The organism is Bacillus sp. B2-WWTP-C-10-Post-4, from assembly GCF_009183805.1.
GTDB classification, from domain to species: domain Bacteria; phylum Bacillota; class Bacilli; order Bacillales; family Bacillaceae_G; genus Bacillus_A; species Bacillus_A cereus.
The window spans coordinates 16,337-32,452 of record NZ_WEII01000009.1 but is presented as its reverse complement, the minus strand read 5'-3'; the positions used below and the strand labels follow the sequence as shown (position 1 = coordinate 32,452).

The following is a 16,116-nucleotide window of genomic DNA, read 5'->3' as shown; positions in this document are numbered from 1 at the left end:
GATACTATTCACAGACTGCAAACTTTTATTGATTTAGTTGCCGAATCATACTACGTGTATAGCCCCCAATTTTCTTTGTCAAACCTTCTACTATCCTAATACTTATGGCGGTAAATACTATACCTATAAACATTACAAAGAGTGACTTGGCAAAAGTATCTATCTGTATGAATATAATATTCATATCGATGTATCGATACAGTAGTGGTGCCAACAGGAGCATAAGTGGCATTACATAAAAAATGATTGCACTAATGAGACTGAAAATGCCAATCACAAATTTCTGCATTAACCAAAAGACAGCAGACCAAGTGCGACGATCTGTAAGCACTAATTTCACCTGAGTCCAGTTTGATGTAGCCATTTTTATACTTTTATCGTAAGAGTCGGTCGAAATATCAGTATAAATTTTCGTCTGTATGCGCTCGAATTGGATAAAAGGTGTCGTAGTCTGTAGTACGCGTATAACTAGTGGAATCCCAATTACCGTAAATGAAAGGGTAAAACTGAATAGCAGAGCTATTAGATAAAAACAAAAATAAAATAATCCTGTAACGAAAGTTAGCAATAAAAAATAACCATTCTGGATGAATTTTGATTTCATAAAGTTCATCGCTCCTATCTATGTAATAACCGAATCATACTGCTTTTTTTGTCATTCTCACTAGTGTAAAAGTGTCATATGACAGTTCTAAATGATATTAAAAAGGGGGAGAGCAGTTTACTTCTAGTTAACAAAGATGCTTGTATCCCGCTATTTGCCAGGCAGTAAGACCCCCGCCTCAAAATTCAGCGTTAGGTGGGGGGCGGGCTGCCGGTAAACGCACGATTGGTGAAGGCTAATAATAAGTGGGGGATGAACAAAAACTTGCTGATTAAAGTTTCACTTTATTAATCCCCACAAAACAATCCCGTTCTTACATCTGCAAGAACGGGATTGTTTTGTACTTTTATTTAATATGAGATGGACTTGTTTTTCGAATATGAAAAATAATATCAAATTGCTCAAGCAATGAAGTATCAAAGTATACCGAACTGTTGGGGATGATTTGTCCTCCTATACTTAGTAATGGTCTTTTTGCTTTAACCCATTTCTCTGCTTGTCCTTTAAGGTGACGGTTATCCAATAAAAACGTTTTATAGGGCACTTTTCCGAGAGTGTAATTGAAACTTTTTACATCTTGTGGAATAGCGTCTGTTGTAATCTTACCTCCGGTGGAAGGATTATATTCGCTATATAAGGTGAAATTCCCCTCCGTAGTTGTACTACCAATTGTGACATAATTATTGTTTAAACGTTCCTTTAAAAACTGCCCCGCAACATAAGGGTATAATTTCTCATCGATAATTCCTTTAGCTATATGAATATTGTGTCCCCATACCATCGTTTTACCACCAAATGTCTCTTGTGCCCACATTGCATGATCGGCCAAGTATTGCTCATGTAGCTTTATCATACTTGGATAGTCGTTAGGAAGTAGCATTGTGGTAAATTTCTCTATTGCACTTGCCGTTGCTTTCACCCAGATGTACTCAGGTGAAACTATTTCTGTGTTGGCTTGCTCACTCTCATCTTTTAGTAATCGAGCTACCCTCTCAGCGTTTGCTTTGAACTTCTCTTTCAATTCAGGAGTAAGTTTCATATATTCCTGTATACTTTCAGTAAAAGACGATAATTCTTTATAATTTTCTTCTACTTCTGCCAACAAATCCGGTCGATGCACCCTTACATAATCAATTACTTTATTAAAGCTGCCTTGGTCCAACGTTTTTAAGTCGAGCCCAATAAATTGGATCTTTTTTTTATTGGATGGATCAGCATTATAATCTTTCATCCACTCAATCATGGCTATAATTTCATCAGTAGGATATAACAACTTTAAAAAATCTCTAGGGTTTCCTTTTCCTGTTTGGATATATTCATTTAGTTTTAAGCCGTTTCCCCAATCTTCTTCCATTGTGAAATTTGTAAAACCCATCTCAGTAACCAAATATTTCACAAGGCGAAACTTCATAGTGAAAATTTCAGAGCTTCCATGAGTATTCTCTCCTAATCCTACATATTGTGCGCTCCCAATCATTTTCTTAAGTGGTTTTAAATCCCCAAATGATTTTGACGGCTCTATCGTTTTTAATGGGTAAGCCTGTGATTGTATGGATTTAACTATATTTTTTTGTATTGATTGACCTGAATTTTCGACTGCTACTGTTTGAGCCTTTCCTACTTCTACACCTCCTGTGACTAATAGAGCTGTACTAACCATTGCAATTATTTTTTTCTTATTCATTTTTTCCACCTCAATTGAATTATTTGTAAAAGCAAGAATGATTCATTGTACTTGCACGAATCAATTGCCTTAATTCAATTGTTATTTATTCCATATCATATTTTCTAGTTACATAGTGTCATAAGGTTAATTGACACAGGTCATAGACTAATCATTACACTTTTGTACTATCGGTTATGACAACTTATAAATAATAATTACATGGATGAGTTGCAAGTAAAACTAGATTATAAATTTGGGAGTGATGTTAAAGATGAATGAATCTGTATGCCAAAATATTTTTATTCTAAGGTGTGTCTGTAGAAATGACAAGAAGTAAATTCGATAAACAAGTGAATGAAAGGGGGAAGGCGGATTACAATGATATTACACGCAAAATCGTTCCACAATAAAGATAAAATCCAACGTGCTAAAATAGGACTTCAACTTTTTCTGAGTATCTTAATCATTACTTCTATTATCCTAAATGTAGTAGTAATAATTACGAAAAGTATGCCGCTTATTGTGGTATATATGTTTACCCCAGCACTTTCTTCTATTTTGACTCGCATAATACTGAAAGAAGGGTTTAAAGATGTATCTTTTGGTCTCGGTAACTTAAAGGTATGGAAGGGGATTGGTTTTGCTCTGCTAATCCCTATGATTATTTGTGGAATTACTTATTCTATCGCCTGGCTGAGCGGAATTGCGAGGTTTCAGCATCCTGAAGGTGGTATGTTAGAACCGATCTACAATATACTTGGACTTCAGTATGTAGCGGCACCATTCAGTTTCATTTATCTAGTTGTATTGAGCGGCATCTTCGGAAGTTTGCTTAACTTAATCCCAGTTTTGGGAGAAGAAATGGGTTGGCGAGGTTATATGCTCACAAGGCTAGTCGATGCAGAGTTTTCACGGCCGATCCTTATTAGTGGATTGATTTGGGCAACGTGGCATGTTCCAATTGTTATTGCTGGTCTATATGTAGAGGGACCATCTGTCCTACTTTCAGTGCTTGGCATCTATTTTTGTATTGTGCCATTCAGTTATATTACAGCTTATTTACGACTAATCACAGGTAGCGTTTGGCCTTCGGTTATCATCCATACTACTTGGAATGCCATTATTCAAGGACCTTTCGCACGTGCAAGTACAGGATATCAAACTGAGATTTGGGTTGGAGAATCTGGCTTGATAACCGCTATTATTATCTTAATTACTGCAATAATTACGTCTCGAATCGTAAATTTTACTAAATAGCATACGGATGTGTTTTAAATTCAATTAGTGAAATATGACGAGGCGAAATAAGATGCTCCTAAAAATATTAGAAAAAATCTAGTTGAACAGACTCTTACTTCATCTTAGGCTGCTGGATATGTGGGGGACATCAAGCTAAGAAAATAAACTTGGTTTGCCATAAAAAACATAATGTTTTCATTTAAAGGCTATGAGATGAAATTTCATCATTTTCATCACGTTTGACCTTCAGGAAATAAAAAGTTAAACGATTATACAAATACTCTAACTGAAAAAATGATAGTCCTTCTACATTTTAGATAGAAGGACTATCGTTTATTTTTTTGACAAAATTAGGAGGTGATGTTTATAAAATGGATAATATAATTCGTATTTTGCGTAAAGAGAAAAAATTTTCCGAAGAAGATGTAGTTAATTCCCTTCGTATAACGGTTGATTGAAATTTCATTTTATAACTTGTAAAGGGCTGTTCAATGCATCGTACTATTAAAAAATCTAAATTTAATCATTAAATTGCGATAAAATGTGTTCGGAAATAATGAAATTTTAGGAAAAATAAGGTACACTAGTTTATGATTTTAGTTGAAAATCGTTTGACGTTAATGCATACGGGGGAAAGATTGATGAACAACAATACAACAAATGAATCAGTTGAAGAAATTGATCAAAAACGAGTAAGATCAAAAAAACGTTATACAAATTGGAAGTTTATTGCAGTGGGTATTGGTGTAATTGCACTTCTTATTGGGGGAATGAGTTATTATCAGGCAACTCACTTCAATTCGAATGTTACAATTAATGACACAAAAGTTGGTGGTCTGAGCGCTGATCAGGCAATACAGAAACTAAAGACATCTGGACTAGCAAACAAAGTCTATGTTGATCAACAACAAATTTTAGATGAAAAAGATACAAAAACGGAACTTACGGAAAAAGATTTGCCTCAAGTTAAGAAACTATTAAAAAGTCAGTGGACATTTTTTCCTTCCTCAAAGGGAGAAAATTATTCATTGCTACCAGAGAAGGCAGATCAGTATCGTAGTGAAACGATGAAAAAACTTGTAGAAGAAAAGCTCATCTCTATGAATGAGAAATTAAAAGCGCCTCAAGATGCTATGGCGAAGCTAGAACAAGGGAAAATTGTTATTTCGAAAAGTGTTGAAGGAAAACAGTATGATGTTACTAGTCTACTGAAAGATTATGATAAACAAAAATATAAAAGCGAAATTCATCTGAAGTCTGCATACATAAAACCTATTAAAGAAGACGATCCGATTGTCAAAAAAGAGGAGAAAGCACTACAGAATCTTCTTGGGCAGTCTGTTGAGTATAAAGTGCAGGATGAAGTTTATCCTTTAAAAGCGAAAGATTTAATTCAAAATGCCTCTATGTCAAAGGATATGAAAGTTACAATTGATGCGAGTGACATTAAGAAGAAAATCACTGAAATTAATAATGCCAAATCAACATTAAATAAAGATTTCTCATTTAAAACTCATTCCGGTTCAGTCATATCAGTAAAAGGACAAGGATACGGCTGGGCACTAGATGTTGAAAAAGAAACTAAACAAGTTCAACAAGCCTTTGAGAAAGGCGACAAATCGCTTTCTGCTTCTAATATTCACGGGAATGGTTGGGAGAAGGAAGGTATCGGTTATAAAACAACATCGAATAATGGCATCGGAGACACGTATGCAGAAGTTTCAATTGCAGAGCAACAAATTTGGATTTACAAAGATGGAAAATTAGTTGTTACAACAAATGTAGTAACTGGTAAACATAGTACTGGTGAAGATACATCACCAGGTGTGTGGTACGTCCTTTATAAACGAACACCATATACGCTAAGAGGTAACGCAGTAGGAAAAGCTGATTATGCGGTTCAAGTAGATTACTGGGTTCCATTCACAAATAGTGGTCAAGGATTTCACGATGCCGGCTGGCGAAAAGACTGGGGAAATAATGCTTATTTAACAGGAGGATCAGGTGGGTGTGTGAACCTTCTTCCTAATGTTGCAAAAACTGTATATGATAGTTTGAACACGTATGATCCAGTTATTGTGTATTAAAAAATAGCTACGTATCAAGAAATAAACAAAGCAGGAAATCTTACCTGATGGTATATGAAAAAACACCTCTTGCATTCGCATACTAAGTGTGCAAATGTAATGGAGGTGTTTTTGTTTGAATATAAAAGTGTGTTGCTTATAAGAAACAAAGTAGAAAGAAATAATAAGTATTCAAATAGTCAATAAAATTGACGATGAATATCATTTTCATTTAATATAGAATCGTTGCATGTAATTAGACATGAATTTTTTGTTAATATAATAGATTTCTATTAAGTTGTCACATTTAAGAACTATCATTAAATATTTTAAGAATTTAAACGTAGGAAAGGGTAATATAAAATGGACTGGAAAAAAGGCGGATTATGGGTTATTATTTTTTTTGTTGTAAAAGGCACGATTTCTACACTTTTAATCGTTACAGGTGCTAAATATTTTGATTTATCATTTATGCAACTTATCTTATTAATTCTGACCTTATTAGTGATTTCTCTAATAAGCCGAAAATTGCTGTATAGACATAAACAAAACAAAAAGCAAAAAGAGCTAAATATATAAGGAAGCCCCAGAGACCGTTGGATTTCTGGGGTTTTATTTTGATAGTTTTTTCGCATGTATATCAATTTAACAGAATAGGTTGTCCAAAATGATAAAATCGATGATGTTTAAAATGCGTCAGTTATTTTTAATAACGATTGATACCCGTATTTCTACAATCTATATAAATGGCTCAAGCTTCACATCTTATGAATTCCTTGAAGCGCTAAACTTAAGCAAAATAATGAACTATGGAAGAAAGTTGAGGGAGCCAATCGCATATGTTTTATTGAAAGGATGTGATTGAATTATGGAACGGCCGAATTGGGGAATTGGAGGATTAGTATTCGTTGGCTGTATGTTTCTTGGTGGAGGAGTGGGATCTATGTTAGGTAATGCCCAAACTGGATGGCTAATAGGAATGGGCGCTGGATTTCTTGGTATGGCTTTAACGAGACTGTTCAGAAAATAATGTAACTGGGATTCTTCTTCTGGTAAATAAGGAAATATGTAAGTAAGTCATGACATAAGAGTTCTATAAATTATAGTTAGAATCTTCTCTTTTGTATTTGTTTTTTCTAAATTTCTCCATACATAGATACGATTCTCAAGTCGGAGGATAGCACCTTAGGGTGTCTTTTTTATGCTTTTTAAAAATGTCTTACCATATAATAGCTGAGTTTTGCTTTCAGTCTCCGATGCCCATTAAGCATAGAATAAAAATTCTGCACCATTTAAACTCTGATAACAATTCATACAATCAAGAATAATTGAGTTAATAGCTTTCGGTAGATTGCCATCATTTTTTTTATAATAGATTAGATTCATTGCCGTTTCAGACCTATGTATGAATTCATAATCTAATAGTAAAAGGAGGAATGATTAAAGGTATGGCGGTTAATGAGGAATCAATTTGTCAACAGTTTGCAAGAATCATTGGCGGTCAAGAAGGATTCGCCGGTGGGAAATGCGTGGCAACAATAAACCGAGATGAAATACGAGCAACAATCTTGGGAAAACGTTTTAGAGTAACAACTTCCTTTTCATTCGAATCACGAGACAATAAAACCGGACGGGCATTATGCCTAGGCCGAGTAGCACTCTTACAAAAAGAAGTCACTGAATTTGTGGCGACAATTATTAAACAAGGAATAATCGTTTCGTCTATACACAATGAGTGGTTATGTGATGATCCAAATTTAATTTACGTTAATATCGAAGACGTTGATGATCCACTAAATTTTGCAAGAAAAGTGAGAAGAGCGTTATGCACGTAATCAATTTCTTTAGTTAAACGAGTCATTATATTAAATTGAAAAGTTCAGCGTGTTGGATGGTTTTATAAAACGAAAGAAGGTGTTTCATATTTGGAATGCCTTTTCTTTATGTTTTCGTTACTAATGTGGGTGGTTAACTGATTACATGCTGTTTATCTTGCAACAGCAAGAAAACTGGATGAGGTATCTTTAAAGGTGTTTGACTGTCTATAGATACCATATTTTATCAAATGTTATTAGCATATCATAAAACGATAAGGGAGAAATCGCCAGAGAAATACGTCAAATTAGTCATTCCTTCTATAATCTAAAGGGACGATTTGGTTTTCGAAAAATAATAGGTAAATCATTTGACAATTAAAATAATCTACTTTAATATATGTGCCATAGCATATATATGGTGAAACAAATACATTCATTGTGAATGATTGACTGGTATGCTGTATCCTTTTATATCTTAATTTATAGAGGTGATATATGAACTTACATGATTTAATAGGCTATCTTGTTCACCGTACTGATGTGAAAATGACCAATTATTTTACGAAGAAATTAAAGCCGTATGGAGTTACGCCAGAGCAGTGGGGGATTATTAGTGTTCTTTGTAGCCAAAGGAGCACTACTCAAAAAGAGTTGGCGGAAGCTATTGATAAAGATCAAACTACTGTTGTTAGAATGATACAGTCAATGGAGAGAAAAGGGATTGTAAGGAAGGCTTTGAATGACCAAGATAGGCGTTCACATAACCTTTTTTTAACTGAAAAAGGCGACGAGCTAAAGAAAACAATCTTGCCTGTAGTGAAAGACGCTCACCATTTCGTTACGAGTAATTTGAGCGAGGAAGAAATTAAAGTATTACAATCGTTATTAAACAAATTGTATGATACACACTATTAATATTTGTTCCTTATTGATGCTATGCTATTCATAAGGAACAAACTTTGTTTTAGGTATTATATATGCTGTAGCATATAATTTTTTGTTTGGACGAATGGGAAGATAACTTTATTTTGTATGATATCTGATTCAGGGTCACTTTTTTGCTTAGTACCAGTCAAATTTTTTATATTATATATGCTATAGCATGTAATTTCTGGCCCTTTAATATTGAAAAGGGTAATGTAAATTGAAGCGACTTCCATACGGGTAATCTCAGGAAATAGGATAAAGGTAGTGACTACTATCTGAACAATACTGAGTTTTTACCAAATAATAAGAAAGGTGTGATTACTATTTTAATTTTCATCAATATTGTAAAAGTAGTGTTGTTTCTGTTCTTTTTAATGACAGGAACGAAAATTATATCCGGGAAAATGGCAGATGAGTTCAAACGATTTGGTTTACCTTCGTTTTTTAATTTCTTAACTGGAGCTTTTGAGATTGTAGGAGCGATTGGAATGTTGATAGGAATCTGGATTCCAGTAATAGCTTTATGGGCAGGAGTGTTATTAGCTGGTACGATGCTTGCAGCCGCATTAACTCTAATTGTATTAGCGAGAGATCCCTTTAAGAAAGCGATACCTGCACTTGTTTTGTTTGTCCTTAGTTTAGGGATAAGTTTGTATCACATTTTTTAAAAATAACCGAAAACTATTAAACTTTCACTTTATGCGTTCAAGTTACTATCATTATGTGATTATTTTACAAATAGGGGGATTCTCAAATTAGTGCTTGAATAATAATAGCAATACGGATTTAGACATTACAATCATTTGAATCATAATCAGTAAAAGAACGGGAAGAATTTTATATTAAAATAGGAGTGAGTGAAGGTGGCATATTTACTACAAGTTGATTTTCCGTTTGAAGGTCCTTTTGGTGAAGAAATGGAAAAAACATTTTGGGATTTAGCAAATAGTATTAACGAAGAAGAAGGATTTCACTGGAAAATATGGACTGAGAATGAAGAAAAAAAGAAGCTGGAGGCATTTATGTATTTGAGGAAAAACAAGATGCTGAAAAATACGCTGAAATGCACAAGAACAGACTTGAAGCAGTTGGTGTTAAAGATATTAGAGTAAGAATTTTTAACATCAATGAAAAATTAACGGAACTGAATCGTGGGTATATTAAATAATTTCGACAGTCGGAGCAAGCGTAAAAAGGAGGGGGGATAATCCCCTCTTTTTTAATTCTTAAATTGACGGTGAGAGGACTTGCACAAAAAAATCCCTATATAAATAGGGATTTGTATATCGGTATATTGTTCCTTGGAAAAGGATGTATGAAGTGTAATATATGAGAGTTCTTACATTTGTGAAAGTGATGTAAAAGTACTTTAAAGAAATTTTATTGAAATAATTTCTTCTCCTTTAATTCTTTCAGTCTGCTTTTTCTTAACGTTCCATGCCCATCAAGCTAAGAAAACAGATGAACCCAAAAACAAAAAAAACTTCGCAAAATTTGTGAGAGAAAAGGAGAGATAAAGGTATTTTAACCTTATCTCTCTTTTTCTATATTAATTTATTTTCAGGTAAGGAGTTGATTAGTTATTACTAGTAATAAGAACGTGAAGAAGTGTTGATGCCGGGTTGGAACTGTTGTAAAGGTTGAGGGGGGATGCAAGGAAATATCAGAGATGTGCATGATGATTTGGCGCAGGGGTATTAATCCATCTTCTATGAAATCGTGGGATTATATAAGCAGTTATTATCCTGGGGATTTTAAAATAAAACCTACCTAATTATAGAAGTGATTTGAACGTAAGGAAATTGTAAGAAATGCATAAGAAAAAAGAAATTTTTATTATGTAGGATACAAATATAGAGAAGCACAAAAGAGGGAGGATAAATAGGATTTATTTATACGAAAACCAAACTAGTAATAAGTACATTCTAAATAAAAAAATCATTTATGGTACTAACATACATGTGAAAAAGAGAGGTTTTACCGTTTGTTACGACAGTAGGGATAAAGCCAGAATAGTAGTTTATGTGATGTTTGTAATTGAACAAATAAAAGATGAAATTAATCATTTATCTAAGGAGGCATTTTTTTATGGAAAATAAATTATCTGGGGTGTTAGCCGCTACTTTAGCTCTAACGATGAGCCTGCCAACAGGAGCGATAGCGTCTTCTAGCAGTAAGGCTCCGGTTGTATCTAGCCAAGAAGTTGCTAGCAAAGATTTGGAGAAGATTGCTGCAGAGAACGCTGAACTACTCACGAAGTCCTATGAGACGACTAGCGTGCAGTATGCGCTGATTGATAATGGTAAACTTATTTTGTCGGGGCAGACAGGCAAGAACGACATAGAAGGGAAAGAACCATTAACTAAAGATACTTTATACGGAATTGGTTCAACCAGTAAAGTATATACAGCAGCGGCTGTTATGAAACTAGTAGACGAAGGAAAAGTTGATTTGGATGCTCCTGTTACTGGCTATATTCCTGAGTTCAAAATGAAAGATAAACGATATAAACGCATTACACCGCGTATGCTGTTGAATCACTCCTCAGGTTTGCAAGGTTCGACGTTCAATAATGCATTTTTATTTAAAGATAATGATGCTTATGCCCATGATATCTTGTTGCAACAATTGTCCAACCAAAACTTGAAGGCAGACCCTGGCGCGTTTTCAGTATACTGTAATGACGGTTTTACGCTGGCTGAGATCTTGGTAGAAAGAGTCAGCGGTATGAGTTTTACTGAATTTCTACATCAAAAGTTTACAGAGCCATTAAAACTGAATCAAACGATAACATCGCAAGACAAATGGGAAGACGAAAAGCGGGCTGGACAGTATTCTCCGACATACCAGGGACAGCTTCCAAGTGAAATGGTAAATGTGATTGGTACGGGAGGAATCTCCTCTACTGCAGAAGATGTGGTGCGATTCTCACAAATATTTATGGGACTGGGAAAAGAAATTCTCTCTAATAAAGCAGTCAAGGCGATGGAACAAGAAGAATATAAAAAAGGAATGTGGCCAGGAGATAGCGGAAATATGTTCAACTATGGTCTTGGCTGGGATAGTGTGAAACTATACCCATTCAGTGAATATGGGATAAAAGCGTTGACTAAGGGTGGGGATACGATGCTACATTAGTCGTGCTTCCAGAACAGAAGATGGCAGCAGCTGTATTGTCCTCCGGTGGGAGCAGCATGACAAATCAACTGTTGGCAAATAAATTACTGCTAGCTAGGCTTAAAGAGAAAGGGGCAATTAAGGATATAAAACCAGATAAATCCTTCGGCAAGCCAGTCAAGGCTAAAGTGCCTCAAGATGTGGTAAAAAAAGCAGGATTGTATGGAAATATCCAAAGCCATTTCAAAATAGAGATTACGAAGAAGGGAGAACTGTTTTTACCAACTAAACCGGAAGAAAAATATGTATATACGGCGGATGGAAGCTTTATAAATGAAAAGGGTACTTCCAAGCTTAACTTCGTCACTGAGAAGAATGGAAAAGTTTATTTAAGAGAGAGCACATATGAATTATCACCGGGATTGGGGCAAAATGTGCTGACTCACTATTTAGCTCAGAAATTAGAAAACAATGTGTTACCGAAGAAAACAGCTGCTGCATGGGCGAAGCGCGAGGGCGGCAAGTTCTACCTTGTTAACGAAAAATTTAATTCTATAAATTATCTAGGACAACAAATACCTCTTAACACACAAATTACGATCAAGGATGGTTATTGGGACGGCAAAAAAATTACAGGTCCGAATACGGCGACGCATCAAATTCAGATTCCTGTGATGAATGGGAGGGATACGAAGGAAGCTCATTTCTATACAGAGAATGGTACTGAATATATGGAGATGGCCAGCTTTTTATACGTCAGTGAATCTAACGTAAAATCCCTTGATGCAGGTCAATTATCGAAAGTTACACTGCAAAAAAATGGGCATGCGAAATGGTTTACGATTCCGCAAGAGGCAGCAGGGAAAACGATGAATGTGGAGTTGCCATCAGGAAGTTCATTCGCGGTGTATGATGGGAATGGAGTATGCGTCAATTTTAGCGTTGTTAGTAATAATAACAAAGTGAAACTACCAGAGAACGGAACGGTTGTATTTGCTGGCGCACCGAACTCCGAATTTACAGTCGCATTGAACTAGCTACAACTCGGGATAGACTTCAATAAAACAGTGCGACATGGAAAAGATATTTTATTTGTATCTTAAGTATTACCTTAAATGATATTACACTTAAATTCTTAGCTTAATAGCAATGGGATGGCACCACATGTCTACTAACCTAAGAAAATAAATCAAACCCATGTCCATCAAGCTAGTAAAAATAAATACCCCAAAAATAGTAAAATTGACATTCTCATAGTAAAAATGTAAAAAATTATTGTTTAGGAGCAGCGTAAAACATTAGTTTGATAGCGATATGGCGCTACTCATAAAAAAAGAAATAGGATAGAATATCCTATTTCTTTTTATTGATATAATAAAATGTAAAGAATAGATCCAAAGTAATGATAATAATTAGAAGTAACAAGTGTATAAGTGCATCAGTTTTTCCGTTTAGTAAAGACTTTACAAAGAAATCCCATTCTGTTTCATAGGGAGATTCTACCCAATTTCGTTGCAGACCTAACACCATTCCATTTATGAAATAGAAAATGCTTAATAGAATCCTTCCAACAAATAAGGCAGCTATTTTTATATTCCAATCCTTTATCTTGATTACATAAAGGATTGGAAATAGTATCAGTATCCAAAAAACAATAATAAAGACTGTATTTCCCATTCTCTCCTCCTAACAAAATGATTGTGTTTTTAATCTTGGTAAATTCTTAGGTTGGAGGTATGTTTCATTGTTACTGGTTAAAAACAAGGGTCGGAATTCCGGCTCCTTTTCTATCCCGCAAAATAAAGGTTTGCTTTATCTCTCCGTCTCAAAAAACTCAATCCACTCTCCATCAGGACCAGCGAAGAATATGTAACGTGTTCCATCTGGTAATGTTTCGATTTCTTCTCCTAGTAAAAAGGTTACTGCGTGTTTCTTCAGTCTTTCGATCTCATCCTCTAATGAATCCACTTTAAAGCAAATGTGATGTACTTTTCCTTCTGCCGGAAGAGAAGAGTTGTAGCCTTCAATGAGTTCTAGTATCGTTTCTTTTGATTCTTCTACACCTAAAAAAGCGAGTTTTAAGTCTGGATTCGGATGACCCATACGTTTCATGAGCCGTAAGCCGACTACTTCTTCATAAAATGAAATAGATGTTTCTAAGTTTGCAACCATAAGTCCGACGTGTTCAATTCTTCTAACTGGCATGTAGATTCCTTCTTTCTGAAAATTATATACAATATATTATTGAAAATTAAGAAAATAAGCAAGATAAAAACCTTACAAATTTTAGCGTGTTATATGGTATAGTGAGAAAGTATGTTTGGGGAGAAGGAAGGAGATTATACGATGAATACAACTACTCAAACTCCTTCATTATCGGAAACGATGAAAGAGTGGCATTATGCATTAGCATATGAAATTAAACATTGGAAAACGATAGGTGGTAGTAAAATTTCTATCATGAATGGTCGTTTTTTATATACAGATTATGAAAGTACAGTATACGTATTTCAGCTTATTTCGGAAGTAAGCTTACCTGAAGGTTCACCCATTCGAATTGAGTTTGATGGTGAGGAAGCGACAGGAGAAGTATTGTCTGTACATGGATTAGAAATAGAACTGAAATTAAATGATTATATACAAGGTGAAATACGAGAAGCTGTTTTATATAGTGAACCGTGGCAACTTTTAGAGCAACTACAAGAGAGGTTGAAAGAAGCACGTAAAGATAAGCTGAAACGTAATCGTATAAAGCGTCTTGTTGATGGGACGAGCAGTCCGAAACATATTGAGAAGATGAAAAATCCGAAAAATGAATTGGCGTATCGTTCGTTTTACAATCCGACGACGTACGTATGGGGACCACCAGGAACAGGGAAGTCTTACAATTTATCACGTATTATTTCAGCTCATTATCAAAAAGGAAAATCGGTACTTGTGTTGGCTCATAGTAATGCGGCAGTAGACGTATTAATGAGTGAAGTAACGAAGCAAATTGAGAAGAAAAAGAAATGGACGCCTGGCGAAATTGTTCGTTACGGTTATAGTCAACATGAACATATACGAAATCATGAAACGTTACTTGCGTCGAAGTTAGTTGAAACGACGAACGGATCTTGGGGTGAGGAAAGACTCTATTTAGAAGAGACACGACAAGATCTTCGTGAAAAAATCTTATCGTATAAAGCAACATCTGCTGATAAGAAGCGCATACAAGAGATTGAAAGTGATCTTCGAAAGCAAAAGGCTAAAATTAAAGAAGTAGAAAAAGAATATATTGAAAATGCAAAAGTAATCGGCGCAACTTTATCAAAATGTGCCATTGATTCACTTATTTATGAGCGCACATTTGATTTAGTTGTTGTAGATGAAGTAAGTATGGCATATGTTCCGCAAATTGCATTAGCTGCTTCACTTGGAAAACGTATCGTCGTTTGCGGTGACTTTTTACAGTTACCTCCAATTGCGATGGCAAATCATGAACTCGTTCGCAAATGGCTTGGGGAAGATATGTTTTACCATGCTGGGATTGTTGAGTCTGTTAATAAATCAGAAGCACACCCAAACCTATTTATGTTGCAGGAACAAAGACGTATGCATGCGGATATATCGAAGTTTACGAATTCGTTTATTTATAAAAATAGAGTATACGATCATCCGTCTGTTTCAGAGCGTAAAGAACTTGCGCAATTGCAGCCGTTCGCAAATGAAGCGAGTGTTTTATTTGATACGAGCCAAATGGGAGCTTTTTCGTTAAAAGATGCTGCTTCTGGTTCACGTTTTAACATTATGTCTGGTTTAGTAGCAATGCAAATGATGTTAATCGGATTGTTAGACGGTGTGCAATCAATTGGTATTGTGACACCTTACAGGGCGCAGTCACGCTTTTTATCAACGTGTATTAGAGAAATGTTGCAGAGAACGAAATATCAAAACATACCAGTTTTAGCGGCGACAGTTCATAAGTTCCAAGGTTCTGAAAGAGATATGATGATCTTTGATACGGTTGACAGTTATCCGCAAGAACGACCTGGCGTATTATTCTTTGATCACAAAAACCATCGCCTCGTCAATGTAGCAGTGACAAGGGCGAGAGGGAAGTTCATTCAATTATCAGATTGCCATTATATGCGTAAAAACCTTTCGAGAAAACAAGCATTATCACAATTAACAGCTCATATAGAACGTCACGGAGATGTGTATGATCGCACGACATCAAGACAATTGTGGGAACGGAAAATTTCGAAACGTTTACGCTGGTTTATGGAAATGAATCTTGAAGAGCCGAAAGGGTTATTAAAAGATATTTTAGCCGCAAAACGAAAAATTATTATTTCACTTCCAAGTACAAAACAAGTGGATAAACGAGTATGGCAAGCGTTAATGCGTACAAATGCGCAAATAACAGTGTATAGTGATGGACCAGTTCCACTGAAAAATGTAAAGTTACAAAGACAAAATAAAGCATTCCCGTTTATCGTAATTGATGATGAAATCTTCTGGGCAGGCGCACCGCTTACATCTCAAATGATGTTTGAAGGTAGTACGGAATTTCCGTACGTATGTGCAAGACTGCAAGCACCTGAGACAATTGGTGTATTAAAAGGATTTTTAGATATTCGGTAAATTCGGATAGGAATTCCTTGACTTTTACTTGGAATGAACTTAGAATAAAAAATA

At 35.2% G+C, this 16,116-nt stretch carries 12 protein-coding genes and 2 pseudogenes; 10 read left to right on the top strand and 4 right to left on the bottom strand.

Features of this window, described 5'->3' with window-relative positions; genetic code table 11:
• Nucleotides 1-25: 25 nt before the first annotated feature.
• On the bottom strand, nucleotides 26-604 hold the full coding sequence (locus GBN78_RS07000) for a sensor domain-containing protein (RefSeq protein WP_025966688.1): 579 nt from the start codon (nucleotides 602-604) through the stop codon (nucleotides 26-28).
• Nucleotides 605-950: 346 nt separating this feature from the next.
• Nucleotides 951-2,288: an erythromycin esterase family protein gene (locus tag GBN78_RS06995; RefSeq protein ID WP_152127124.1), complete on the bottom strand. Its 1,338-nt coding sequence runs from the start codon at nucleotides 2,286-2,288 to the stop codon at nucleotides 951-953.
• A 360-nt stretch (nucleotides 2,289-2,648) separates the two neighbouring features.
• Between GBN78_RS06995 and GBN78_RS06990 the strand changes: the two genes are divergently transcribed.
• The 9 genes and pseudogenes from GBN78_RS06990 to GBN78_RS06950 all read left to right on the top strand — a co-directional run bounded on the left by GBN78_RS06990 (nucleotide 2,649) and on the right by GBN78_RS06950 (nucleotide 12,473).
• Entirely contained in the window at nucleotides 2,649-3,527 is an 879-nt protein-coding gene (locus GBN78_RS06990) for a CPBP family intramembrane glutamic endopeptidase (RefSeq protein ID WP_050821980.1), read from the top strand.
• A 623-nt stretch (nucleotides 3,528-4,150) separates the two neighbouring features.
• Nucleotides 4,151-5,596 carry a L,D-transpeptidase family protein gene (locus GBN78_RS06985; protein ID WP_152127122.1) on the top strand — a complete coding sequence of 482 codons (1,446 nt, stop codon included), beginning with the start codon at nucleotides 4,151-4,153 and terminating at the stop codon, nucleotides 5,594-5,596.
• A gap of 342 nt (nucleotides 5,597-5,938) precedes the next feature.
• Nucleotides 5,939-6,154: a hypothetical protein gene (locus GBN78_RS06980; protein WP_152127120.1), complete on the top strand. Its 216-nt coding sequence runs from the start codon at nucleotides 5,939-5,941 to the stop codon at nucleotides 6,152-6,154.
• Between the two features lie 289 nt (nucleotides 6,155-6,443).
• A complete protein-coding gene (locus tag GBN78_RS30095; RefSeq protein WP_000441008.1) occupies nucleotides 6,444-6,605 on the top strand; it encodes a hypothetical protein in 162 nt (53 codons plus the stop codon).
• A gap of 418 nt (nucleotides 6,606-7,023) precedes the next feature.
• The gene (locus GBN78_RS06970; RefSeq protein ID WP_001986336.1) at nucleotides 7,024-7,410 is read left to right on the top strand and encodes a DUF1259 domain-containing protein; all 387 of its coding nucleotides are present in this window, start codon (nucleotides 7,024-7,026) and stop codon (nucleotides 7,408-7,410) included.
• A gap of 477 nt (nucleotides 7,411-7,887) precedes the next feature.
• Nucleotides 7,888-8,307: a MarR family winged helix-turn-helix transcriptional regulator gene (locus tag GBN78_RS06965; protein WP_001048566.1), complete on the top strand. Its 420-nt coding sequence runs from the start codon at nucleotides 7,888-7,890 to the stop codon at nucleotides 8,305-8,307.
• Between the two features lie 329 nt (nucleotides 8,308-8,636).
• Entirely contained in the window at nucleotides 8,637-8,987 is a 351-nt protein-coding gene (locus GBN78_RS06960) for a DoxX family protein (protein WP_029960785.1), read from the top strand.
• Between the two features lie 249 nt (nucleotides 8,988-9,236).
• Nucleotides 9,237-9,415, top strand: a pseudogene (locus GBN78_RS31130) (YdhR family protein); the annotation flags it as partial.
• 992 nt (nucleotides 9,416-10,407) lie between these two features.
• Nucleotides 10,408-12,473 (top strand): annotated as a pseudogene (locus GBN78_RS06950) (serine hydrolase domain-containing protein).
• 316 nt (nucleotides 12,474-12,789) lie between these two features.
• On the opposite strand, the gene GBN78_RS06945 reads toward GBN78_RS06950, so the two are convergent.
• Both GBN78_RS06945 and GBN78_RS06940 read right to left on the bottom strand, forming a co-directional pair.
• Nucleotides 12,790-13,113 carry a hypothetical protein gene (locus GBN78_RS06945; RefSeq protein WP_000528634.1) on the bottom strand — a complete coding sequence of 108 codons (324 nt, stop codon included), beginning with the start codon at nucleotides 13,111-13,113 and terminating at the stop codon, nucleotides 12,790-12,792.
• Between the two features lie 135 nt (nucleotides 13,114-13,248).
• Complete coding sequence (locus GBN78_RS06940) at nucleotides 13,249-13,641, bottom strand: VOC family protein (RefSeq protein WP_152127118.1); 393 nt, start codon at nucleotides 13,639-13,641, stop codon at nucleotides 13,249-13,251.
• Between the two features lie 111 nt (nucleotides 13,642-13,752).
• Here GBN78_RS06940 and GBN78_RS06935 point away from each other — a divergent pair, with 111 nt between their 5' ends.
• Nucleotides 13,753-16,062, top strand: coding sequence for an AAA domain-containing protein (locus GBN78_RS06935; RefSeq protein ID WP_002005395.1), 2,310 nt, complete (start codon nucleotides 13,753-13,755; stop codon nucleotides 16,060-16,062).
• Nucleotides 16,063-16,116 lie beyond the last annotated feature (54 nt).

What these genes read in the sequence shown, in the direction of transcription:
- GBN78_RS06995 (WP_152127124.1), bottom strand. Translation starts at nt 2,288, where the DNA reads ATGAATAAGAAAAAAATAATTGCAATGGTTAGTACAGCTCTATTAGTC.
- GBN78_RS06945 (WP_000528634.1), bottom strand. Translation starts at nt 13,113, where the DNA reads ATGGGAAATACAGTCTTTATTATTGTTTTTTGGATACTGATACTATTT.
- GBN78_RS06990 (WP_050821980.1), top strand. Translation starts at nt 2,649, where the DNA reads ATGATATTACACGCAAAATCGTTCCACAATAAAGATAAAATCCAACGT.
- GBN78_RS30095 (WP_000441008.1), top strand. Translation starts at nt 6,444, where the DNA reads ATGGAACGGCCGAATTGGGGAATTGGAGGATTAGTATTCGTTGGCTGT.
- GBN78_RS06985 (WP_152127122.1), top strand. Translation starts at nt 4,151, where the DNA reads ATGAACAACAATACAACAAATGAATCAGTTGAAGAAATTGATCAAAAA.
- GBN78_RS06980 (WP_152127120.1), top strand. Translation starts at nt 5,939, where the DNA reads ATGGACTGGAAAAAAGGCGGATTATGGGTTATTATTTTTTTTGTTGTA.
- GBN78_RS06935 (WP_002005395.1), top strand. Translation starts at nt 13,753, where the DNA reads ATGTTTGGGGAGAAGGAAGGAGATTATACGATGAATACAACTACTCAA.
- GBN78_RS06940 (WP_152127118.1), bottom strand. Translation starts at nt 13,641, where the DNA reads ATGCCAGTTAGAAGAATTGAACACGTCGGACTTATGGTTGCAAACTTA.
- GBN78_RS06965 (WP_001048566.1), top strand. Translation starts at nt 7,888, where the DNA reads ATGAACTTACATGATTTAATAGGCTATCTTGTTCACCGTACTGATGTG.
- GBN78_RS07000 (WP_025966688.1), bottom strand. Translation starts at nt 604, where the DNA reads ATGAAATCAAAATTCATCCAGAATGGTTATTTTTTATTGCTAACTTTC.
- GBN78_RS06970 (WP_001986336.1), top strand. Translation starts at nt 7,024, where the DNA reads ATGGCGGTTAATGAGGAATCAATTTGTCAACAGTTTGCAAGAATCATT.